Genomic DNA, 22145 nt, shown 5'->3' with positions numbered 1-22145 from the left:
GTCGCGACTCCGGCCGACCTTCGGCCCGGTGGCGGCCCCCTCGTACCCGGGCAACCGTGGACGGTCGCCCGGTGTGAGCGGGTGATGGCGCCGTCCGCCGGACGGCGTCTTTTCTTGCCGTCTACCCGGCGCACGGTGAGCGGGCCATCCGCCGCCGTACGCTCCGGAGGACCCCCAGCACATGTCCCAGACCATCGACAACGCCCCGTATACCGCCTTCCACCGGAGACTGGCCCTCGCCTGTTCCGGTGGGCCGCTGCTCGACGGCTACATCCTGAGCATCGTCGGCGTCGCCCTGATCGGGATGCGACCCGAGCTCGGCCTGTCCACCGCGGAGGTCAGCCTGATCGGCGCCGCCGCGCTGGTGGGCATGTTCGTCGGCGGCGCGCTCTTCGGCGTGCTGACCGACCGGATCGGCCGGGAGGTGATGTACACCGCCGACCTGCTCGTGATGGTCGCCTGCTCGGTGCTCTCCTTCTGGGTCGACACGGTGTGGGCGATCGCCGTGCTGCGCTTCGTGCTCGGCATGGCCGTGGCCGCCGACTACCCCATCGCCACGTCCCTGCTCGCCGAGTGGCTGCCCGCCAAGCAGCGCGGGCGGCTGCTCGGTCAGCAGATCATCGCCTGGTACGCCGGCTCCGTGCTCGCCTACGTGGTGGGCTACGCGTTCCTGGAGCTGGCCGGGCCCGGCAGTTGGCGGTGGATGCTCGCGAGTTCCACGGTGCTGTGCGTGGTGTTCCTGGTGATCCGTCGCGGTACGCCGGAGTCCCCGCGCTGGCTGGCCGCCCACGGGCGGGTCGGCGACGCGGTGCGCGTGGTCGAGAAGCACCTCGGCGTACGGGTGGACGGCCGCGAGTTGATGCCCGACCCGGCCGAGCGCGGCCGCCCCGGCGGGCTGCGCCTGCTGATGACCCCGCCCTACCGGCGCCGCACCCTGTTCTGCGGCCTGTTCTTCCTCTGCCAGGTCGGCCCGCTGTTCGCGATGCTCACCTTCGGCCCGCAGATCCTCTCCTCCTTCGGCATGCCCGGCGGCACCGTGATGGAGACCCTGGGCACCGGGCTGATCAGCCTCGTCTTCCTGCTCGGCTGCTTCCCGGCGCTGCGCCTGATCGACACCCGCGGCCGACGCCCCGTCATCATCTGGTCGTTCGCCCTGATGGCCGTCCCGCTGGCCCTGCTGGGCGTGTGGCCCACCGCTCCGGCGGCCATCGCCCTGACGGCGCTGTGCGCGTACGCCTTCCTGTGCGGCGGGCCCAACGTCCTCGACTGGACCTACCCCAACGAGCTCTTCCCCACCGAGATCCGGGCGACGGCGGTGGGCGTGGCGACCTCGGTGAGCCGGATCGGCGCGGCCGTCGGCACCTACCTGCTGCCGCTGTCGCTGTCCGGGCTGGGCACCGGCCCGACCATGCTCATCGCGGCCGGCACCACCGTGGTCGGCCTGCTGGTGTGCGTGCTGTGGGCCGAGGAGACCCGGGGCACCGCCCTGGGTGCCGCCCCGGCCGCCGGCCGCAAGGCCGCCAGGCCGGCCGTCCCGGGACAGCGCGTCCCGCAGACGGCGCGCTGAGGGCGCGCCGAGCTGCGCTGCGGGTGCGCTGAGCTGCGCTGACGGCCACCGCGTGACGCACCGGCGGCGCTGCCCGGGACCCTCCGGGCAGCGCCGCCGACCGACCGGACCCCGGGGTGTGACGCTCGTCACAGACGCCCGGAACGGCTCGCCGACGCCCTCGGGGCGGTGCGGGGCGGCCGGTGCCTGGTCGCCGCCGCCTGTCGCGCCGGAGGGCGGGCGGGCCGCCGCGGCAACGGGCCCCGGCCGCCGCCGCCGACCGCCCGACCTGGGGGGTCGAGACGCGCCGACCGGGGGACGGTGTCGGCGCCGCCCGCCCGCTTCACCCCTCGGCCCGTCCGCCCGGGACGGGCCGCCACGGCGCATCGCGATGGCCGCCCCGCGGCGCGAAGCTGGCCGATCCCGGGCTGGTTGGCGGATTCTCGCTGAACCGGACTCAGATGTTCATCCGTAGGTTATGCGACGGTCGACCGGTGGTGGGCCGCTGGACGGAGGGATGGACGATGGGACGAGTTCTGACCGAATTGGTGGGCGACGCGGCGACGTTCGCCAAGGCGCTGGAGGAGCGCCGGCCGCAGGTGTTCCGCACCGCGGGCTGGCCAGCGGGGCTGCCCCGGCCGGGCGAGTTGGACGAGGCGCTGCGCGGCGGACTGCTGCGGGTGCCCTACGTCGAGATGGTCCGGGCGGGTGAGGTCGTCCCGCCTGCGGAGTTCTGCACGGCCCGGGTGGTCGCCGGGCGCCGGGAGGAGGGCTTCGCCGATCCTGACCGGATCGCCGCCCTGCTGGCCGAGGGCGCCACGTTGCTGCTGCCGCAGCTGGACCAGTGGCACGCGCCGGTGCGCGCGCTGGCCACCGACATCGCGGTCGAACTGGGCCGCCGGACCGAGGCGTTCTGCTTCGCGACGGGTGCCGGCCGGCGCGGGCTGGACGTGCACCGGGACGACGCGGACGTGCTGGTCGTCCAGCTCGCGGGGAAGAAGGAGTGGACGGTCCACGAGGCTCCCGCCGACGGGCGCTGGCGCCCGGGGCTGGCCCCCGAACCCGGCGCGGTGGCGCTCAACTCGGTGCTCGGGCCGGGCGAGGTGCTGTACGTGCCGCGCGGGGCGCCGCACACCGCGACGGGCCACCAGGGCCTGTCGGTGCACCTCTCGTTCACGATCCGGGAGGCGGGCACGGGGCAGCTGCGCGGCGCCGTCGGCGAGTGGCTGGCCGGCGGCGACTGGGCGGCCGGGCTGCCGGAGCGCCCGGCGACACCGGCGGAACTGCTGGACACGGCCACGGAGGTGCTGCGACTGGGCCGCGCCCGGCTGGCCGAACTGACCCCGCAGGAGCTGCTGCGGCTGGCCCGGGGGCCGCTGCCCGCACCGGTGGCGGACGACGGTCGGGCGGTGCCGGGTCACGGACCGCTGGCCGCCGGCGGCTGAGCCGGGCTGAGACCGGGCGGGGCCCGGACGCACGAGGGCGCGGTCGCCCGGACCGTCTGGTCCGGGCAACCGCGCCCCGTAGTGCCGGTACTGCTACCGGACTAGATGCACCACGGACGGGTGCAGGACCCCTCACAGGAGATGCTGAACGCGGACTCCTCCTGCTCGCCGAGCTCGGTCGAGACCAGGTCCTGCACGTCAAGGTCGAACAGCTCCAGCATGTCGTCGGCCATGAGGGCCTCCCTTCGTCAGTGCCACGGTTGACCGCAGCGGACTGCAGCGGACGTTAGGCACTCCTGCATGGACCCAGCAATGGTTCTGCACGGATGAATGGATTAACTCAGCCAAAAATCGAAACAGTTCGATCGATGGTGGACAGTTTTCGATCGCCGGGGTAGACACGACCCGACCCACCGTCAGGAGTGCGAACCGCGCGGCGGCATCGGCACGAGGCGTGTGGCACGAGGCACCGAGGCACGAGGAGCACAGTGGTCGAGACGCACGGAGCGCCCCAGGACGGACTCTTCACCGCGACCGGCCCGGTCCTGCTGCGGACACCCGCGCTGCCGCGCTCGCACCGTCACGCCGTCCCGGCCGACCCCGCGCACCCCGCGTCGGGGTCCGCCGACACCGCGCTCCTGGCACACCTCGCCGAAGCCGCCGCCGACCCGGCCCTGCGCGAGGCGATCGAGCTCTCCAGCCCCTCCCTGGCCGACCTGCTCGACCAGGTCGCCGCAGGCGCCGTGCCCCGCCCGGCCGCGCTGCGCCGGGCGGCCGAGGCGGTCAGCCGCTACCGGCTGCGGATGGCCACCCGGCCGACGCCGTTCGGGCTGATGGCCGCGGTGGTGCCGGCGCGCTTCGGCGCGGCGGCCAAGGTCCGCTGGGGCGGGGCCGACCGCCGCGCCCTGCGGCCCGACCTGGGCTGGCTGCTCCCGCTGCTCGACCGGCTGCGGACCGACCCGGCGGTGCTGCCCGGCCTGCGACTGGCCGTGGACCAGCAGGCCCGGCTGCGCGGCGGCCGCCTGGTGCTGCCGTACCTGCCCGAACGTCGACCCGCCGCCGGTCCCGGTGCCAGCGCCGGTGCCAGTACCGAGGCGGAGCCGGTCGCCGAACGGACCGTACGGGCCACCGCCGTCGTCCGGGCCGCGATCCGGACCGCCGCCGAGCCGGTCCGGCACGCCGACCTGCTGGCCGCGCTGGCCGCCGACTTCCCCACGGCCCCGGCCGAGGCCGTCGCGGCCCTGGTCCGCTCGCTGGTCGGCCAGGGGTTCCTGCTCACCGACCTGACACCTCCGCCGGACAGCACCGACCTGCTCGGCCATGTGCTCGACCGGATCCCCGCCGACCACCCGGCGCACCCCGAACTGACGGCCGTCCGCACCGCGTTGACGCAGGCGGCCGCCCTGCCCCGCGGACAGGCCACCGACCTGCTGCGCGAGCTCCGGGCCCGGATGACCCGGCTCGCCCCGGCCGACCGCCCGCTCCACGCGGATCTCGCCCTGGACGCCGAGGTGGTCCTGCCGGACCAGGTCCGCACCGAACTGGAGCGGACCGCCGCGCTCCTCTGGCGCCTGTCGCCGCAGACCCCCGCGCCCGAACACCTGCGCGCGTACCACGCGGAGTTCGTCGAGCGGTACGGCACGGACAGCCCCGTCCCGCTGGCCGAACTGCTCGACCCCGACACCGGCCTGGGGCCGCCGGCCGGCTACCGGCGCCCGGCCGGCCCCCGCGGCACGGCCAACCCCCAGCCCGCCCGGGCCCGCACCGACGCCGACGCGGCCCGCGACCGGCTGCTGGCCGAACTGGCGGCGGGCGCCCTCGCCGACCGGGCGCCGGACGGCACACTGCCCGAAGTGCTCCTGGACGACGACCTGCTGACCCGGCTGACCCCGCCGCGCGACGAGGCGGGCGGCGCCGCCGACACCCCGCCCGCCTCCCTGGAGCTGTACGCCGAACTCGCAGCGGACTCCCTGGAGGCGCTGGACGCCGGGGACTTCCGGCTCGTGCTCTCCCCCGTCGCGGGCAGCGACCGCGCCGGAGCCAGCTTCGGCCGCTTCGCCACCCTGCTCGCGGGCGCGGGCAGCGACCCCGACCCGGCTGCCGACACCGGGACCGACCCGGGCCGGTCGGCGGGTGACCCCGCCGCGGCCGGCGGGGCGCTGCTGGCCGAGGCCGCCGGGTCCGTGCGGTCCGCCGGGCCCGCCGGGCCCACCGGGCCCACCGGATCCGGCGACGACGGCGCACTCGAAGCGCACCTGGAGTTCACCCCGTACCGCGCACGCCATGCCAACATCGCCCTGACCCCGCGCTGGCTCGACCACCGGGTGGTGGTCAGCGCCTTCCCCGACCCGGGCGGCCCCTCCGTACTGCCGCTGGACGACCTGGTCGTGCTGGCCGACCCCGACCGGCTCGCGGTGTACTCCCGCCGTCTCGGCCGGGAGGTCCGCGTCGCCACCCACCACGTGCTCAACCTGCGCAGCGGTGCGCCCAACGCGGCCCATTTCCTCCAGGAGGTGACGCTGACCGGGCAACGGCCCTGGCAACCCTGGGACTGGGGGGCGGCGAGCAGCGCGCCCGTGCTGCCGCGGGTCCGCCGGGGCCGGGTGGTGCTGGCCCCGGCCACCTGGCGGCTGACCGCGCCCGTCCCGGCGGCCTCCGCCCCGTTCGAGCAGTGGGACGAGGGCCTGGCCCGCTGGCGCCGACGGTGGGGAGTGCCGGCCGCCGTCCGCCTGATCAGCGGCGACCAGCGGATCAGCCTGGACCTCGACCTCCCGTGGCACCGGCGGCTGTTGCACAGCCAGGCGCGGTCCGCCGAGCCCACCGTGCTCCAGGAGGAGCCCAACCCGGCCGGCGACGGCGGCTGGCTGTGCGGACCGGATGGTGCGCGGACCGCCGAACTGGTGGTCCCGCTGCGCCGCAGCACGACCGGGCCGGCGACGGCCGGACCACGCCGCCCACTGCCCGCCCGACGCGACCGGACCGTCGAACTCCCCGGCGGATCCTGGCTGTTCGCCCGACTGGCGGCCACCGAGGCACGCCAGGAGGAGATCCTGGTCGAGCACCTGCCCCGGCTGCTCGACGCCCTGCCCGCCGACGTGGACCGCTGGTTCTTCGTCCGCTACCAGGACTCGGCGCCGCACCTGCGGCTGCGTTTCCACGGTGCGCCGCCGATCCTCGCCGCCCAACTGCTGCCCACCGTGCACGACTGGGTACGGGAGCTGCACCGGGCCGGGCTCGCCGCCGACCTGCGCCTGGAGGGCTACGCGCCGGAGACCGACCGCTACGGCGGCGCCGAGGTGCTCGCCGACGCCGAGCGGGTCTTCCAGGCCGACAGCCTGGTCGCGCTGGCGGCACTGCGACTGGCCCGGACGGAGCGCTCGCTCTCCCGGGACCTGCTCGCCGCCGTGAACCTCGCCGGCACCGCGCAGGCCTTCCTGGCCGGCCGCGCGGGGCAGTCGGCGGGGCAGCTGGCGGGGCAGTCGGCGGAAGACCGCGTTCCTGACGGCGGGCCCGAGGGCCGCACCGACCTGCCCGCCGACCTGCCCACCAGCCTCTCCGCCGGCCGGCAGGCCGTACCACCGACCGTCCCCGGCGTGCCCTCGGTCGGGGCCTGGCTGGCGGGGGTGTATCCGAAGTCGGAGCGCCACCACCAGGCGTTCCGGGCCCAGCGTGCCGCCGCGTTGCGGGCGATCGGCCCCGACGGGCCGACCGTCCCGGCGGGCGGCCTGCTGCCCGCCGACCCCGCGCTGGCCGACGCCTGGCGGCAGCGGGCCGTCGCACTCGCGCGGTACGCGAGCCGGGTGGAGACGTCGTCGGCCGACCCGGTGCTGGCCTCGCTGCTGCACATGGGCCACAACCGGCTGATCGGGATCGACCGCGAGGCCGAACGCCGGGCCTACGCACTGGCCAGAGGCGCCGTCGAGGCCCACCGGGCCCGCCGCTCCAGCCCGCGGGAGGCGCGATGAACACGACGGATCCGATCCGCGCGGTGGCCGAGTTGCTCAGCAGGCCCGGTGCGCTCGAAGAACCCGCCGCCGACGCCACAACGCCCTCGGCGTCCGCGCCGCCCGCAGCGGCGCACGCGCTCGGGGCCGGCCGCAGCGGCGCCGCGCTCGCGCTCGCCGTACTGGCCGACCGCGAGGACGACGCCGCGCTGCGCCGCGCCGCCCACGGGCACCTCGCGGCCGCCGTGAAAGCCCCCGGGGCGATGCGGGGCGGCGGACTCTTCTCCGGCGCCGCCGCGATCGCCTTCGCCGCCCGCACCATGGCGCGGCGCCCCGGCGAGTACCGCACGCTGCTCGACGGGCTGACGCCCCGGGTCCGGCAGGCCGCGGCCGGGCGCGTCGCCGACCTGCGCGCCGATCTGGCCGCCGGCACGGGCCTGCGCGCCCACACCTTCGACACCGTCTCGGGCGCGGCGGGCCTGGGCCGGCTGCTGCTCGCGCTGGAGCCGGCCGGCCCGGCGCTGGCCGACCTGCTCACCGCGCTGGTCGCGCTGGCCGAACCCACCGGCGGCGTGCTGCCGCGCTGGTGGACCGCCGGTGGACCGGGACTGCCCGGCGCGGATCCCGGGTTCCCCCGGGGGCACCTCAACCTGGGCCTGGCACACGGAGTCCCGGGCCCGCTCGCCCTCCTGGCACTGGCCTGGCTGCGCGGTGTGCAGGTGCCCGGACAGGACGAGGCGATCGAAGCGCTGGCGAGCTGGCTCGCCGCCCGGCGGATCCCCGGCCCGCTCGACCCGGTCGATCAGGGCGCCCCGGTCGACCCGGCCAGGCCCGCCCCGACCGAGTCGGCGCCCACGGGCCCCGACGCTGCTGGGGGTCGGCCCGGTAGGGGCGGTTCCTGGCCGATGACCGTGCGCGTCGAGGACGAGGAGGCCGGCCGGCTGCCGGCCGACCAGCCGACGCGGGCGGCCTGGTGCTACGGAACCCCCGGTGCGGCCCGCGCACTCTTCCTGGCGGGCGCGGCCCGCAGCCGCTCCGACTGGCGGACCACCGCCGTCGCGGCGCTGACCGACACGCTGCGCGACCCTGCCGGCTGGAACCTCCAGGGCCCCGGGCTCTGCCACGGCACCGGCGGCCTACTGCGGATCGCCCAGCGGATGGCCGAGGACTCCGGCTCCGCCGAACTGACCGCCTGCCTGCCCGCGCTCGCCGCCACCGTCGCGGGCCGGCTCGACACGGCACTCGGCGCCGGCGACCCGCCCGGCCTCCTGGAGGGGACGGCAGGCGCGGCCCTCGCCCTGCACGCCCATGCCCGTACCCATGCCCGAGCCGCCGCGCAGGCATCCTCGGCGGGCACCGGCGACGCCGCCGAGGAGTGGGACGCCTTCCTTCTGATCTCCTGATCTCCTGATCTGCCGAGCTGTTGAGCTGCTCAGCTGTTGATCAGCAGGAAAGCCGTCCCACCCGCCAGGTCGTCACATCTTCGGGGCGCCCTACTCCACCGTCACGCTCTTCGCCAGGTTGCGCGGCTTGTCGACGTCGCGACCGAGGGCCACGGAGGCGTGGTAGGCGAGGAGTTGGAGCGGAATGTTGAGCAGCAGCGGGTCGAGCTCGGGCTCGCTCTTGGGGACGAGGACGCAGTGGTCGGCGAGCTTGTCCTCGGGGCGGCGGTGCGCGATGGCGATCACGCGGCCGGAGCGGGCCTTGATCTCACCGAGGGTGGTGAGGTTCTTGTCGAGCAGTTCGTCGTCCGGGACGAGTGCGACGGTGGGCAGTTCGGGGCTGATCAGCGCCAGCGGGCCGTGCTTCAGCTCGCTCGCCGGGTAGGCCTCGGCGTGCACGTAGGAGATCTCCTTGAGCTTCTGCGCGCCCTCCCGGGCCACCGGGTAGCCGCGGACCCGGCCGATGAACATCATGCCCGCCGATCCGGCGTACTCGGCGGCGAGTTCGGCGATGGCCTCGGTCTGCGCGAGCACCTCGCGGATCTGGTCCGGCAGCGCCTTCAGGGCCGCGACGATCCGGCGGCCGTCGGCGGGCGAGAGGTCGTGGATGCGGCCGAAGTGCAGGGCGAGCAGCGCGAAGGCGACCACGGTGGAGGTGAAGGCCTTGGTGGAGGCGACCGAGATCTCCGGACCGGCGTGCAGGTAGATGCCGCCGTCGCACTCGCGGGCGATGGCGCTGCCCACGGTGTTGACGACGCCGAGCACCCGGCCGCCCTTGCGCTTGATCTCCTGGACGGCGGCCAGCGTGTCGTAGGTCTCGCCGGACTGGCTGACCGCGATGTAGAGCGTGTCCGCCTCGATCACCGGGTTGCGGTAGCGGAACTCGGAGGCGGGCTCGCTGTGCGCGGGGATGCGGGAGAGCTCCTCGATCAGCTGGGCGCCCATCTCGCCGGCGTAATAGGCGGATCCGCAGCCGAGGATCTTCACCCGGCGGATCTCGCGCAGCTCCCGGGCGTCCAGGTTGAGGCCGCCGAGGTGCGCGGTGGAGAAGCGCTCGTCGAGCCGGCCGCTGAGCGTGCGCTCGACCGAGCCGGGCTGCTCGTGGATCTCCTTGAGCAGGAAGTGCTCGTAGCCGCCGGTGTCGTAGGAGTCGATCTCCCAGTCCACGGTGGACGGCTGGTGGTGGGTGGTGCGGGCGTCGGTGGTGAAGGTGCGGAAGCCGTCGGCGCGGACGGTGGCCAGCTCGCCGTCCTCCAGGTGGACGACCTGGCGGGTGTAGCGGACGAGGGCGGACACGTCGGAGGCGACGAACATCTCCTTCTCACCGAGGCCGAGCACTATCGGGCTGCCGTTGCGGGCGGCCACGATCCGGTCCGGCTGCTCGGCGTCGAGCACCGCGATGCCGTAGGTGCCGACCACCCGGCCGAGGGCGGCGCGCACCGCGTCCTCCAGCTCGACGCCCTCGCCGACGTGCGCGGCGATCAGGTGGGAGAGCACCTCGCTGTCGGTCTCGGAGCGGAACACGACGCCGTCGGCGGTGAGCTTGGCGCGCAGTTCGTCGGCGTTCTCGATGATGCCGTTGTGGACGACGGCGATCCGCTCGGCGCCGTCCAGGTGCGGGTGGGCGTTGGCGTCACTGGGCACGCCGTGGGTCGCCCAGCGGGTGTGGCCGATGCCGGTGCCGCCCTTGAACCGGGCCGGGACGGCGGCGGCCAGATCGGCGACCCGGCCCTTGACCTTGCGGACCTTGAGCCCGCCGGTGCGGCCGGTGACGGCCACGCCGGCCGAGTCGTAGCCGCGGTACTCCAGCCGGGCCAGGCCCTCCAGCAGGAAGGGGGTCGCGTCCTTGGGGCCGATGTAGGCCACGATTCCGCACATGCGTGGTCTCCTCTTCGTGAATGCCGTGAATGCCGTGAATGCCGTAAATGCTGCAAGTGCCGTAAGTGCCGTGAATGCGCCAGCGCCGTGAATCCACCAGTGCCCCGCCCCGGCAGCGCTCAGCCGTAGACGATCCGGCGCAGCTGGCGGGCCGAGAGCTCGGGTGCCGCGACCCGGCGGGCGGGGAGTTCCTCGGCGAGCCGGGTGAAGATCCGTTCGTTGGTCAGTCCGCGTGCCTGGAGCTCGCCGTGGCGGCGGCGGACGTACTCCTCGGTGCTCTCGGAGAAGTACGCCAGCACCTCCGCCACGACCCGCGCCGCCTCCCGGGGCCCGAGCGGGCTGGTCCGGGTGAGGTGGGCGAGGAGGTCGTCGTGAGGGTGGGGTGAGCTCGGCACGAGTGAGGAGCCTAGGCCGCGCCGCCCGCCGGGTCCAAGAATCTTGCCCGAATTCGGGCAGACTTTACGACTTTCAGCTCAAACAACCAGTCACATGGTCATCCCAAGCCCCTCCCGACCCCTTCCCGACGCGCCCTTGTAGCCACACCCCTCCGACACGTAGCGTCATTTTCCGCATACGTAGCGGAAGAACCGGAGGCTTGCTGATGTGCGGGATCACCGGATGGGTCGCCTTCAACCGTGACCTCACCGCCGAACGGGCCGTCCTCGACGCCATGACGGCCACCCAGATCTGCCGCGGCCCGGACGCCGGCGGCGTCCACCTGGAGCGACATGCCGGCCTCGGCCACCGCCGCCTCGCGGTGATCGACCTGGAGGGCGGCGTCCAGCCGATGACCGTCGAGCACGACGGCCGGCTGCTGGCCGCGCTCACCTACAGCGGCGAGGTCTACAACCACCGCGAGCTGCGCGCCGAACTGAAGGCGGCCGGACACCGCTTCCGCACCCGCAGCGACACCGAGGTCGTGCTGCACGCCTACCTGGAGTGGGGCGAGGGCCTGGCCGAACGCCTCAACGGGATGTTCGCCTTCGCGATCTGGGACGCCCGCAGCGAGGAACTGCTGCTGGTCCGCGACCGGATGGGCGTCAAGCCGCTGCACTACCACCCGACCCCCGACGGCGTGGTCTTCGGCTCCGAGGTGAAGGCCATCCTGGCCCACCCCTCGGTCCACCCGGTGGTCGACCTGGACGGGCTGCGCGAACTGCTCGCCTTCACCCGCACCCCGGGCATCACCCCCTACCGGGGCATCGTCGAGGTCCGGCCCGGGCACGTCGTCCGGGTCCGCCGCGAGGGCGTGTCGGTGCGCCGCTACTGGGCGCTGGAGGCGCGCGAGCACACCGACACCCTGGAGGCCACCGTCGCCACCGTCCGGGCCCTGCTGGACGACATCGTCCACCGCCAGCTCGATTCGGACGTCCCGCTCTGCTCGCTGCTCTCCGGCGGCCTGGACTCCAGCGCCGTCACCGCCCTCGCCGCCCGGGTCCTGCGGGCCGAGGGCGCCGGCCCGGTGCGCTCCTTCGCCGTCGACTTCGCCGGCCAGAGCGAGAACTTCCACGCCAGCGAGGTCCGGCCGACCCTGGACGGCCCGTACGCCCGGATGCTGGCCGAGCACGTCGGCGCCGACCACAACGTGATCGAGCTGGACGCCGCCGCGCTCACCGACCTCGCCCAGCGGGACGCCGTCCTGCGCGCCCGCGACCTGCCCGGCGGCTTCGGCGACATGGACATCTCGCTGCTGCTGCTCTTCCAGGGCGTGCGCCGCCAGTCCACCGTCGCCCTGTCGGGCGAGTCCGCGGACGAGCTGTTCGGCGGCTACCGCTGGTTCCACGACCCGAAGGCCGTCGCCGCCGACGACTTCCCCTGGGCGGTCTCGCTGACCGGCCTCGGCGGCCAGGGCGCCGGCCCGCGCGAACACCTGCTCGACGCCGGCCTGCTCGCCGAACTCGACCTGGTCGGCTACCGGAAGGCCCGCTACCGCGAGGCACTCGCCGAAGTCCCGCACCTGCCGGACGCCGATCCGCTGGAACGGCGGATGCGCGAGATCTCGTACCTCCACCTGACCCGCTTCGTCTGCATCCTGCTCGACCGCAAGGACCGGATGAGCATGGCCAACGGCCTGGAGGTGCGGGTGCCGTTCTGCGACCACCGGCTGGTCCAGTACGTCTTCAACACGCCGTGGGCGATGAAGCACTTCGACGGCCGGGAGAAGAGCCTGCTGCGCGCCGCCGTCCGGGACGTGCTGCCGGACGCCGTCGCCGACCGGGTGAAGAGCCCGTACCCGGTCACCGAGGACCCGCACTACCCGGCGCTGCTGCGGGCCGAGCTCGCCCGGCTCACCGCCGAGCAGAAGTCCCCGGCGCTCGCCCTGCTCGACCGGCGGCGCCTCGCCGACGCGCTCGACCCGGACACCGACCCGCAGTCCGTCCGGCTGGCCGTCGACCTCGCGCTCGAACTGCACACCTGGCTGACGGACTACCAGGTGACGCTGGACATCTGACGGCCGCCACCCCGGGCGGCGCGGCGGCTGCGACGGCAGGCCGCTGCGCCGTTCGGGTGATTGATCCGGGTGACGGATCCCGGGTGATCATCCGGAACCAACCCGCCGCGCCCAGGCGTCGGACGGTGCGGTAGCGTCGCCGACACCTCCCGAATGGCGGGCGAAAACGCGGACTCCTGCCGGCGTGCCGTCAGGATGGGAGCGAACCGTCCACCTCGATCCGCCGGGGGATCACCTCATGCAACCGCGGGTATTCGCGATTCTCACCGCCCTGCTCCTGGGCGTCCTGGGCCTCGGGTCGGTGGCCGTCACCGACTGGTCGCCCGCGCCCGGCGTCGCGGCGACGGCCCCGGCCGCCACCGCGGGCACCGGCGCCGCCGCACCCGGTGTCGCGCCGGCGGCCGCGAGCGCCACCCCGACCGGCGACCCGGCGGTGTGGACCCGCTCGACGCTGCGCAACAAGCTGATGGCCGAGATGGACGCCACCGACCCCGGCGTCGCGCTCGCCGACCTCGACAAGATCACCAAGGAGAAGCCGTACACCGTGCGCTTCTGCCACCCGATCGCGCACGAGCTCGGCCACTCGGCGGTCAAGCGCTTCAACGCCGACTTCCAGAAGGTCATCTCCTTCCCGCACGAGACCTGCGCGGCCGGCTACCTGCACGGCGCGGTCGAGGAGATGCTCAACGCCTCCGCCCAGCCCGAGGTGGACCTGCTCAAGCTCTGCGCGCCCAAGAACACCGGCCCGTGCATCCACGGCGTCGGCCACGGCACCATGTTCGTCGCCAAGCAGGACGTCCCCAAGGCGCGCGAGCTGTGCAACAAGTTCCCCACCGACCAGAACAAGATCCGCTGTTCCGAAGGGCTGTTCATGCAGCTCTTCGGCCCGGACGAGGAGGACGAGAAGGCCAAGGCGAACCTGCCCGCCGACAAGCTCGCCCAGGACCCGCTGTACCCGTGCAAGGACCAGCCGGCCCTGTTCCAGTCCGCGTGCTTCTTCTACGCCCCGACCTTCTACCTCTCCTCGCACGACTACCCGAACCACCCCGAGGTCTACGCCGACGCCCTCAAGTGGTGCCTCAGCGGCAAGGCCAGCGGCGGGGCGACCGACTGCAGCCGCGGCGTCGGCTCGCGGACGATGAAGTACAACCTCGACCGCGAGGACTGGGCCGCCCAGCAGTGCGGCACCGCCGCCGACGGCTGGCAGCGCAAGGCCTGCGCCGAGGGCCTGGTCAGCTACTACACGGTGAACTACACGGACGACGGCGCGGCCGGCCGGCTCTGCGCCAAGATCACCAACAAGGAGATGCAGGGCTACTGCCGCTCCGCCAGCGGCCTGTCCGGCTCGCTGGACTGACCCCGCCGTCCCACCGGGACCGACCACCCCGTCTCACCTGGAGGGCCCGCGCCGCACGGCGCGGGCCCCTTCCGTAGGATCGGCCGACCGGTCCACCGGACCGAACGATCAGGGTGCGCCGAGGACGCCGCGCCTCCCCCGCCCCTGGAGAGCCGCCATCATGACCACCGAGGACTTCCGCGCCGCCGCGCACACCGCCGCCGACCTCGTCTCCGACTACCTCGCCGAACTGCCCGGGCGCCCGGTCTGGCAGCCGATGGACGACACCGCCCGCCGGGCCCTGCTCGACGCCCCGCTGCCCGCCGACGGCCGCCCGCTCGCCGACCTCCTCACCGCCATCGGGCAGGACGTCCTCCCCCACCCGATGGGCAACGGCCACCCCCGCTTCTTCGGCTGGGTCAACTCCGCCCCCGCCCCCGCCGGAGTCCTCGCCACCCTCGCCGCCTCCGCCATGAACCCCAGCTCGGCCGGCGGCGACCACGCCGACGTCCACCTGGAACGCGCCGTGGTCCGCTGGATCGCCGAACTCGTCGGCTTCCCGCACCCGGCCGGCGGCGGCCTGCTCACCTCCGGCACCTCGATGGCGACCATCGTGTGCCTGGCCGCCGCCCGCAACCGCGCCGCCCGCCGGGCCGGCTGGGACGTCCGCGAGGACGGCCTGGCCGGCCTGCCGCCACTGGTCGGCTACGTCACCGGCGAGACCCACTCCTGCGTCCGCAAGGCCGCCGAACTCCTCGGCCTCGGCAGCCGGCACCTGCGCACCGTCGCCACCGGGCCGGACGGCCGCCTCGACCCCGCCGAACTGCGGGCCGCCGTCGAACGCGACCGGGCCGCCGGACTGCTGCCCTTCCTGGTCGTCGCCTCGGCCGGCACCGTCGGCACCGGCGCCGTCGACGACTTCGGCCCGATCGCCGACCTCTGCGCCGAACAGCGCCTGTGGCTGCACGTCGACGGCGCGTACGGGGCCTTCGGCAGGCTCGACCCGGCCATCGCCCACCGCTACGCCGGCCTGGAGCGCGCCGACTCCCTCGCCCTCGACCCGCACAAGTGGCTGGGCGTGCCCGTCGACTGCGGCTGCGCGCTGGTGCGCGACACCGAGGAACTGCGCGCCACCTTCAGCCTCGTCCCCTCCTACCTGCGCGACGAGGCGGCCGGCGCACTCGGCTGGTTCTCCGAGTACGGCACCGAGCAGACCCGCCCGTTCCGCGCGCTCAAGGTCTGGGCCACCATCGCCCACAAGGGCCGCGACGGCATCGCCCGGGACATCGCCCGCTGCACCGCCCTCGCCCGCCGCCTCGGCGAACTGATCGAGGCCGACAGGGAGTTGGAGCTGCTGGCCGAGGTGCAGACCTCCATCGTCGCCTTCCGCCACCGCACCCCCGGGCGCGACGAGGCCGCCGTCGACGCCCTCAACCGCGAACTCCCCGCCGCCGTCCAGCGGCGCGGCCGGGTCTTCGTCACCGGAGCCCGTCTCGGCGACCGCGAGATGCTCCGGGCCTGCCTGCTCAACGCCGCCACCACCGAGGCCGACCTGGAGCTCCTGCTCGCCGAGGTCAAGGCGGCGGCCGCGGACCTGCAACCGTAACGCGGGCCCGGCGACCTTAACCACCAGGTCACGGCGGGTTCGTGGACAGGAAACACCCGTCGGGCAGGGTGCTGTCATGGAGCAGACGGAGCACACGGAGCACCCGACCACGCAGCCGACGCCCACCCTCCCCCGGGCCCGACGACGCGGCGCCAGCACCCACCGCTGGCGCCGCGACAGCGTCGAACTCGCCGCCGTCTTCGTCTCGGTCACCGCGGCCGACCTGGTCGCCAAGATCGTCGTCCGCGGCCCCGACGGCCCGGTGGTCCTCGCCGCCGCCGCCCTCGCCCTCCTCGCCACCGCCCTCTTCCACACCTGGTGGTCCCAGCGCCACCACCCCCACTCCCCCGCGCCCCCGACCACCCTGTGGCGCGTCCGCACCGCCGCCCGCAGCACCCCCGACGGCCTGGCCCGCGTCCACACCGCCCTGGCCGACCAGCACGTCGCCATCCTCTCCCGCCAGCCCCACCCCCTCCCCGGCACCACCGTCGACGAGCTCTACCTCCGCGCGCCCCACACCCTCACCCCCACCGACCTCACCACCCTCCTCACCACCACCGGCCACCCCCTCCTCGACACCCCCACCCGCATCGGCTGACTGCGGCGGCGACGCTGCGGGTTCCGCAACTCCGCCACGCAGGAGGGGGTTTGACGACCCTCCCGCGAGCCTTCCCGCCGCCTCCGGCTCAGGACTGCGGGCCGGCCGGAGTGAGACGGTAGGCGGGCAGGCCCCGACGGCGGATGAGGAATTCGGCGACTATCAGGTTGGGCAGCCAGCAGAGGAACGGGACGGCGGCGTAGGCGTTGTCGAAGAAGCGCTGGCCGTCGACGTGCCCCTGGGCGGTGAGCGTCTGGAGGAGGATGAGGACGCCGAGCCAGGACCGGAGGGTGACGGCGGCATAGGTGAGGGCGAAGCTGCGGATCATCCAGGCGCGGTGGCTCGGCAGGTCGCGGTCACGGACGGCGCGGTAGCCGCGCCAGGTGGTCCAGGCCCAGAGCAGGGCGAGGCCGCCGAAGCCGAAGAAGCCGTTGAAGGCCACCGAGTTGAAGAACGCCATGACGAACGCGGCCAGGGATCCCACCGCGACCCCGAAGACGTAGATACGGCCCGTCCAGCGGTGGACGGCGGGGGACCGCCGGCGCAGCGCGGTGGAGAACTGGAACGGACCGACCAGCAGCGCGAGCGCGGCCGTCACGATGTGGACGTAGAAGGTGACTTGGACGGCCATCGGGCGCTCGGCGTAGGTGGCGGGCAGGCCGCCCTTCGACGCGGCGATGGGCAGGTCGGCCTGGGCGTACGTCCCCACGGCGTACCCGACGATCGCGAGCGAGGTCAGCAGGACGACGGTCCAGCGGAAGCGCCCTCCCCTCCTGCTCGTCGGGTCGGGGGCGGGGGCGGTCGCGGCGTGGGCGGCGGTACTGGTCATCGGTGGACCCCGATCGGCTGGAGGTGGGACGGCATCACGTGCGCGGTGCGGCGTCGCGCGGTCGGCCGGCGCTCTGCTCACGGCGCCCATCACCCCGGAACGGGGGCCTACCACCACGCTGTTCGAACCGCTGCCAGTGTGTCCGGGCCCGCGACCCCGGGCCATGGAGCGGCCCCCCGGACCGGGAGGGGGGTTACCCCCAGGGCGTGTTTCATCATTCGCGTCGGATCAGCGCGCGGCGTTGGGCGCCCGGCTGGGCGTGCCGGCGAAGCGTCCTCGTACTGGGTGTACTTGGACGTTTCGCCGGTGCGTCCAGGCGGGATGCCCGGCGTCGCGCGCCCGGCGTGAATGATGAAACACGCCCTAGGACCCGACGGGGCGTCAACCGGACGGCCTCCCACCGCACGGGCACCGCCGCCACCACCCCGGCCGCAACGGGCCCCCGGGGTTCGTTACGCAGCCGATGGGCGGCCGTGACACGACCGGCCGGGGACCGCGACACGGGCCTCCTACCGTCATGGACGACGCACCGGCCGCCCCGGCCGGGAGGCGTCCATGACGAAGGAGAACACCGTATGAGCAGGAGCCGTACCCACCGCTCCCCCGCCCGCCGCGTGCTGGCCGTCTGCGCCCTGACCGGGGGCGCGCTGCTGACCGTCGTCACCGGCGGACAGGCCTTCGCCGACGGGACCCCGTCCGCCGCGCCTGCTGCGGGTGCCGGCGTGTCGGCCACCCCCACCTCGACGCCCAGCCCGGCCAAGCCCGCCCCGGCCGCCCCGGGCGCCCCCTCGGTCGCGGGTGCCACCCCCACGGCGACGCCCTCCGCCGGTACCGGGCCCGCCGTGCAGCCGGCCGCCGGTGGCGCCGGGGTCTCCAGTGACGGCAAGGCCCAGGTCCGCGAGGTGCCCAAGGGCGCGGCCCAGGCCGGCGACGGATCCGGCGAGACCGACAGCAACGGCCTGATGCTGGCCGGTGGCGGGGCCGTCGCGGCCGTCGGCGCCGGTGCGCTGGGCTTCGCGATGCTGCGCCGCCGCTCCGGTGCGCGCGGCTGACACCGGCCCCGAGTCCGCCGGGCACCCCGGCGCCGTTCCCCCGCCCTTGACCGGGCGGGGAGGCGGCGCCGGGGGCCCGGTGGGTACCGGGGCCCCGGCGGGCGGCGGGCAGCCCGACAGGACGCCCGCCGCCGACGGGCCGGCCCGCCACGGCCTCCCGCGCGGTGGCCGCAACCGGCGGCGCCGCAAGGCCTCCCCCGGCCCGGGCACACTGCGCCGGACGGCGTTCGGTGCGGCGGGCCTCGTCTGCCTGGTGCTGGGCACCACCGTGGCGTTGTCCGGCCAGCACACCCCGGTGGTGCGGGTCGAGCCCTCGGTGCACGGCAGTACCGACAACCCGGCGGCCGCGCCCTCGGGAGGCCCCGGAACCGCGGGGACCACGGGGACGGCCAGGACCGCCGGGAGCCCGGCCGGCGCGCCGAAGCCCTTCGCCGCTTCGGCGCCGACCCGGCTGCTGGTCCCGGCCGCCGGGGTGGACGCCCCGGTGACCGGCCTCGGGCTGAATCCCGACGGGACGGTCGAAGTGCCGGCCGCCGACCGGGCCGACGAGGTCGGCTGGTACCGCAACGGGCCGACGCCCGGGGAGGCCGGCCCCGCCGTCCTCATCGGGCACTACGACACCGCGCACGGCCCGGCGGTCTTCCACGGCGTGCCGAAGCTGCGGCCGGGCGACCTGATCCAGGTGCGGCGCGCGGACGGCAGCACCGTGGACTTCAAGGTCCGCTCACTGCTCCAGGCCGCCAAGGACCGCTTCCCGACCGAAACGGTCTACGGTGACACTCCCGAACCCGCTCTCAGGCTCATCACCTGCGGCGGGAGGATCGGCTCGGACGGGCACTGGACGGACAACATCATCGTCCTGGCGGACCTGGCCGGTCCGGGCGGCGCGACCGGCTGAAGCCGCCGCGCCGTCCCGGTCGTCCCGGCCGTCGGGTCGTTTCGACTGTCGAACAGGCGCGGCGGCCGGGACGGCGGGACGGGAACCACCGACCGCCGTCCACGCGACCTACCACCGAGGCCGGTGCGGGGACGAACCGGCGCATCGCCGCAGACCAGGAGGACGAGCACCGACCGTGGCAGCAGCATCCCCACCCCGCCGCCGGCCCGTCGCCGTGCCGGTGGCGGCCCTCGCCGCCCTGGCCGTCCTCGTGACGCTCGCGGCCCTGGCCCTCGGCCGCGCCACCCCCGGCGGGCTCCAGGACCACGGCGCCACCCAGCCGGTGGCGCCGCCGCTGGTGGCCCAGCCGCTCTGGCCCGACCTGGCGGCCTCCCCGCCGCCGCGCCCTCCCGCCACCGGCGCCGGGGCCGCCACCCAGGCCGCGCCGCAACCCGTCCCGGACGTGACCGTCCCCGGGCACGACATCAAGACGGTCGACGTCCGCACCGTCCTCGCCAAGGACTCCACGGTGGGCCCGGAGGAGCGGCGCGCCCTGGACTCCTGCCCCGCCTGCGACGTCCGCAGCCCCGAGTTCCGTGACCTCACCGGCGACGGGCGGGAGGAACTGGTCGTCGCCGTCGCCACCCCCGGGCCCGTGGTCCTGCACGTCTACCTGCTGGCCGACGACCGGCTGCTGCCCATCCTCCAGGTCGAGGTGCTGAAGGGGTTCAGCGCCGCGACCGTGGGATCCGACCTGTGGCTCTACGAGCCGACCGGCGCGTTCGTCCGGACCAGCAGCCACTACCAGTGGGACGGCGTCCGGCTCGGCCTGCTGGAGCGGAAGGTCGAGGACACCGGCCCGATCTCCGGCCCGATCGCCGGCCCGGCCGGCGGAGCCACGAACGGCGCCGCACAGACGCCCACCAGCACGCCCTCCGCCGGCCCCGCCGTCGCCCAGCGCAGCGGCCGCCCATCCGCCCAGCCGCAGCCCTCCCTGCCCGAAGCCGGCGCCGGCGCGGGCGTCTCCTCCCCGAAGACGGCCGTCCCGGTCCCCGTCCGCCCGCCCTCGGCTCCCTCGGAAGCGAAGCCATGACCCCCGCAGCCGCGCCCGCCCACCCGCACATCCTGCTCGTCGAGGACGACGAGGTGATCCGGGAGGCCACCCGGATGGCCCTGGAGCGCTACGGCTTCCCGGTCACCACGGCCGCCGACGGCCTGGAGGGCCTGGAGGCCTTCCACGCCGTGCGCCCCGACCTCCTCCTGCTGGACGTCATGCTGCCGCTCCTCGACGGGGTCGGCCTCTGCCGCCGGATCCGGGAGGAGAGCCAGCTGCCGATCCTGATGATGTCGGCGCGCACCGACCCGGTCGACGTGGTGTCCGGTCTGGAGGCCGGGGCGGACGACTACGTCGTCAAGCCCTTCGAGAGCGCCGTGCTGGTCGCCCGGATCCGCACCGTGCTGCGCCGGGTGCGGGTGGTCCCGGCCGAACCCGCGCTGCCCGAGGAGCCGGTGGACCCCGCCGCTCCCGTCACCGCCCCTGCCGCCGCCGTTCCCACCGCCGCCGTGCCTGCGGACGCCCCTTCCTCCGCGCTGCGCAGCTTCGACGGCATGCAGGTGGACACCGACAGCATGGAGGTGCGCGTCGACGGCCACCTCGTCCCGCTCACCCCCACCGAGCTGCGGCTGCTGCTGGAGTTCACCGCCGCGCCCGGCATCGTGCTGGAGCGCTCCACCCTGCTGGAACGCGTCTGGGACTACGACTGGGGCGCCGACACCCGGGTGGTGGACGTCCACGTGCAGCGGCTGCGCGCCAAGATCGGCTCCGGCCGGATCGAGACCGTCCGCGGGTTCGGCTACAAGCTGCGGCGTCCGGCATGACCCTGCGCCGTCAGATCGCCACCGCCGTCGCCGCCATCGCCGTCCTGGTGGCGGTGGCCGTCGGCCTGCTGGTCCACCAGGCGATGATCCGTCAGCACGTGGACCAGGCCCGCGCCGCCGCGCTCGCCGCGCTCGGCTCCGCCGTGGACACCTACAAGCGCGGCGAGGTCACCGACCGGTTCGCCCTGGACGACCCGGCGTTGCCCGAGGGGCTGCGGACGCTCGCGGCCGACGGCCGTGAGGGCTCGCTGCTCGCCGGCGGTCCGCAGGGCGAGTCGATGTGGGCGGCCCGACCGGTCCAGACCGGGGTGCTCTCCGTCCGGGTGGACTTCACCCAGGACCGGCAGGCGATCGCCGACCTCGACCGGATCATCCTGATCACCGTCGTCGCCGCGGTCTTCACCACGGTCCTGGCCGGCGTGCTCGTCGCCGACCGGATCAGCCGCCGACTGCGCACCGCGGCGACGGCCGCCCGGGGCATCGCCGCCGGCCGGACGGACACCCGGATCGGCGAGCTCGTCGACGGGAAGGACGAGGTCGCCGACCTCGCCGCCGCCGTCGACCTGATGTCCCGCACCCTGCACCAGCGGCTGGAGGACGAGCAGCGCTTCACGGCGGACGTCGCCCACGAACTGCGCACCCCGCTCACCGGCCTGGTCACCGCGGCCGAACTGCTCCCGCCCGGCCGCCCCACCCAACTCGTCCAGAACCGGGTGCAGGCCCTGCGCTCGCTGGTCGAGGACCTGCTGGAGGTCTCCCGCCTCGACGCCGACGCCGAGATCCCGGACTTCGCCCCCGTCCCGCTGGAGCGCGCGGTGCGCCGCACCGTCACGCTCACCGGCCTGGAGGTCGACGTGGACGTGGACGCGGCCGCCGACCGCCAGGTCCGCACCGACCTGCGCCGCCTCGACCGCATCCTCGGCAACCTGCTGCTCAACGCCCACCGGCACGGCACCGCGCCGATCCGGCTGCACGTCGACGGCCACCGGATCACCGTCCGCGACCACGGCCCCGGCTACCCCGACGACCTCCTCGCCCGCGGCCCCCAGCGCTTCCGCACCAACGCCCCCGAACGCGGACGCGGCCACGGACTCGGCCTCACCATCGCCACCGGCCACGCCCGGGTCATCGGCGCCGACCTCACCTTCACCAACCACCCCGACGGCGGCGCCCTCGCCACCCTCACCCTCCCCGACGACCCGTCCCACCCCTGACCGCTCAACCGCAGCCGTGAGATATGGCCGCCCAGGTGGCATCGGTGG

Annotated in this window: 17 protein-coding genes; 13 read left to right on the top strand and 4 right to left on the bottom strand. The window is 75.0% G+C overall.

Features of this window, described 5'->3' with window-relative positions; translation table 11 throughout:
* Positions 1 to 181 precede the first annotated feature (181 nt).
* Together A6F73_RS28245 and A6F73_RS28240 are read left to right on the top strand one after the other, a co-directional pair.
* On the top strand, positions 182 to 1567 hold the full coding sequence (locus A6F73_RS28245) for an MFS transporter (RefSeq protein ID WP_063350346.1): 1386 nt from the start codon (positions 182 to 184) through the stop codon (positions 1565 to 1567).
* Positions 1568 to 2070: 503 nt separating this feature from the next.
* A complete protein-coding gene (locus A6F73_RS28240) occupies positions 2071 to 2991 on the top strand; it encodes a cupin domain-containing protein (RefSeq protein WP_159398557.1) in 921 nt (306 codons plus the stop codon).
* Between the two features lie 101 nt (positions 2992 to 3092).
* On the opposite strand, the gene A6F73_RS44160 is transcribed toward A6F73_RS28240, so the two are convergent.
* Positions 3093 to 3224, bottom strand: coding sequence for a hypothetical protein (locus A6F73_RS44160; protein WP_279634947.1), 132 nt, complete (start codon positions 3222 to 3224; stop codon positions 3093 to 3095).
* 255 nt (positions 3225 to 3479) lie between these two features.
* Here A6F73_RS44160 and A6F73_RS28235 point away from each other — a divergent pair, with 255 nt between their 5' ends.
* On the top strand, positions 3480 to 6956 hold the full coding sequence (locus A6F73_RS28235) for a lantibiotic dehydratase (protein WP_063350344.1): 3477 nt from the start codon (positions 3480 to 3482) through the stop codon (positions 6954 to 6956).
* Positions 6953 to 8338, top strand: coding sequence for a lanthionine synthetase LanC family protein (locus A6F73_RS28230; protein ID WP_063350343.1), 1386 nt, complete (start codon positions 6953 to 6955; stop codon positions 8336 to 8338). Before A6F73_RS28235 ends, A6F73_RS28230 begins: the two co-directional genes overlap by 4 nt.
* A gap of 90 nt (positions 8339 to 8428) precedes the next feature.
* On the opposite strand, the gene glmS is transcribed toward A6F73_RS28230, so the two are convergent.
* Together glmS and A6F73_RS28220 are read right to left on the bottom strand one after the other, a co-directional pair.
* Positions 8429 to 10255 carry a glutamine--fructose-6-phosphate transaminase (isomerizing) gene (gene glmS / locus A6F73_RS28225; RefSeq protein WP_063350342.1) on the bottom strand — a complete coding sequence of 609 codons (1827 nt, stop codon included), beginning with the start codon at positions 10253 to 10255 and terminating at the stop codon, positions 8429 to 8431.
* 119 nt (positions 10256 to 10374) lie between these two features.
* A complete protein-coding gene (locus A6F73_RS28220; protein ID WP_063350341.1) occupies positions 10375 to 10650 on the bottom strand; it encodes a hypothetical protein in 276 nt (91 codons plus the stop codon).
* Positions 10651 to 10856: 206 nt separating this feature from the next.
* On the opposite strand from A6F73_RS28220, the gene asnB reads away from it, so the two are divergent.
* The 4 genes from asnB (at position 10857) to A6F73_RS28200 (ending at position 16247) form a co-directional block, all read left to right on the top strand.
* Positions 10857 to 12707 carry an asparagine synthase (glutamine-hydrolyzing) gene (gene asnB, locus A6F73_RS28215; protein WP_063350340.1) on the top strand — a complete coding sequence of 617 codons (1851 nt, stop codon included), beginning with the start codon at positions 10857 to 10859 and terminating at the stop codon, positions 12705 to 12707.
* Positions 12708 to 12945: 238 nt separating this feature from the next.
* Positions 12946 to 14064: a hypothetical protein gene (locus A6F73_RS28210; RefSeq protein ID WP_063350339.1), complete on the top strand. Its 1119-nt coding sequence runs from the start codon at positions 12946 to 12948 to the stop codon at positions 14062 to 14064.
* A gap of 160 nt (positions 14065 to 14224) precedes the next feature.
* A complete protein-coding gene (locus tag A6F73_RS28205) occupies positions 14225 to 15649 on the top strand; it encodes a pyridoxal-dependent decarboxylase (protein ID WP_063350338.1) in 1425 nt (474 codons plus the stop codon).
* 76 nt (positions 15650 to 15725) lie between these two features.
* A complete protein-coding gene (locus A6F73_RS28200) occupies positions 15726 to 16247 on the top strand; it encodes a hypothetical protein (protein ID WP_063350337.1) in 522 nt (173 codons plus the stop codon).
* 88 nt (positions 16248 to 16335) lie between these two features.
* On the opposite strand, the gene A6F73_RS28195 is transcribed toward A6F73_RS28200, so the two are convergent.
* Positions 16336 to 17076 (bottom strand): DUF2306 domain-containing protein, encoded by a 741-nt coding sequence (locus A6F73_RS28195; protein WP_063350336.1) that lies wholly within the window; start codon positions 17074 to 17076, stop codon positions 16336 to 16338.
* A gap of 575 nt (positions 17077 to 17651) precedes the next feature.
* Between A6F73_RS28195 and A6F73_RS28190 the strand changes: the two genes are divergently transcribed.
* The 5 genes from A6F73_RS28190 to A6F73_RS28170 all read left to right on the top strand — a co-directional run bounded on the left by A6F73_RS28190 (position 17652) and on the right by A6F73_RS28170 (position 22097).
* Positions 17652 to 18128: a hypothetical protein gene (locus A6F73_RS28190; RefSeq protein ID WP_063350335.1), complete on the top strand. Its 477-nt coding sequence runs from the start codon at positions 17652 to 17654 to the stop codon at positions 18126 to 18128.
* Positions 18129 to 18207: 79 nt separating this feature from the next.
* Positions 18208 to 19026 carry a class F sortase gene (locus A6F73_RS28185; protein WP_244293530.1) on the top strand — a complete coding sequence of 273 codons (819 nt, stop codon included), beginning with the start codon at positions 18208 to 18210 and terminating at the stop codon, positions 19024 to 19026.
* Between the two features lie 175 nt (positions 19027 to 19201).
* The gene (locus A6F73_RS28180; RefSeq protein WP_159398556.1) at positions 19202 to 20098 is read left to right on the top strand and encodes a hypothetical protein; all 897 of its coding nucleotides are present in this window, start codon (positions 19202 to 19204) and stop codon (positions 20096 to 20098) included.
* Complete coding sequence (locus A6F73_RS28175; RefSeq protein WP_063350333.1) at positions 20095 to 20883, top strand: response regulator transcription factor; 789 nt, start codon at positions 20095 to 20097, stop codon at positions 20881 to 20883. The genes A6F73_RS28180 and A6F73_RS28175 overlap by 4 nt, the downstream gene beginning before the upstream one ends.
* Complete coding sequence (locus A6F73_RS28170; RefSeq protein WP_063350332.1) at positions 20880 to 22097, top strand: HAMP domain-containing sensor histidine kinase; 1218 nt, start codon at positions 20880 to 20882, stop codon at positions 22095 to 22097. The genes A6F73_RS28175 and A6F73_RS28170 overlap by 4 nt, the downstream gene beginning before the upstream one ends.
* Positions 22098 to 22145 lie beyond the last annotated feature (48 nt).

The organism is Streptomyces sp. MJM8645 (assembly GCF_001625365.1).
In the GTDB taxonomy this organism is placed as follows: Bacteria; Actinomycetota; Actinomycetes; order Streptomycetales; family Streptomycetaceae; genus Kitasatospora.
Note: the sequence above shows the minus strand (reverse complement) of the source record. Positions and strands in the feature narration are given on the sequence as shown.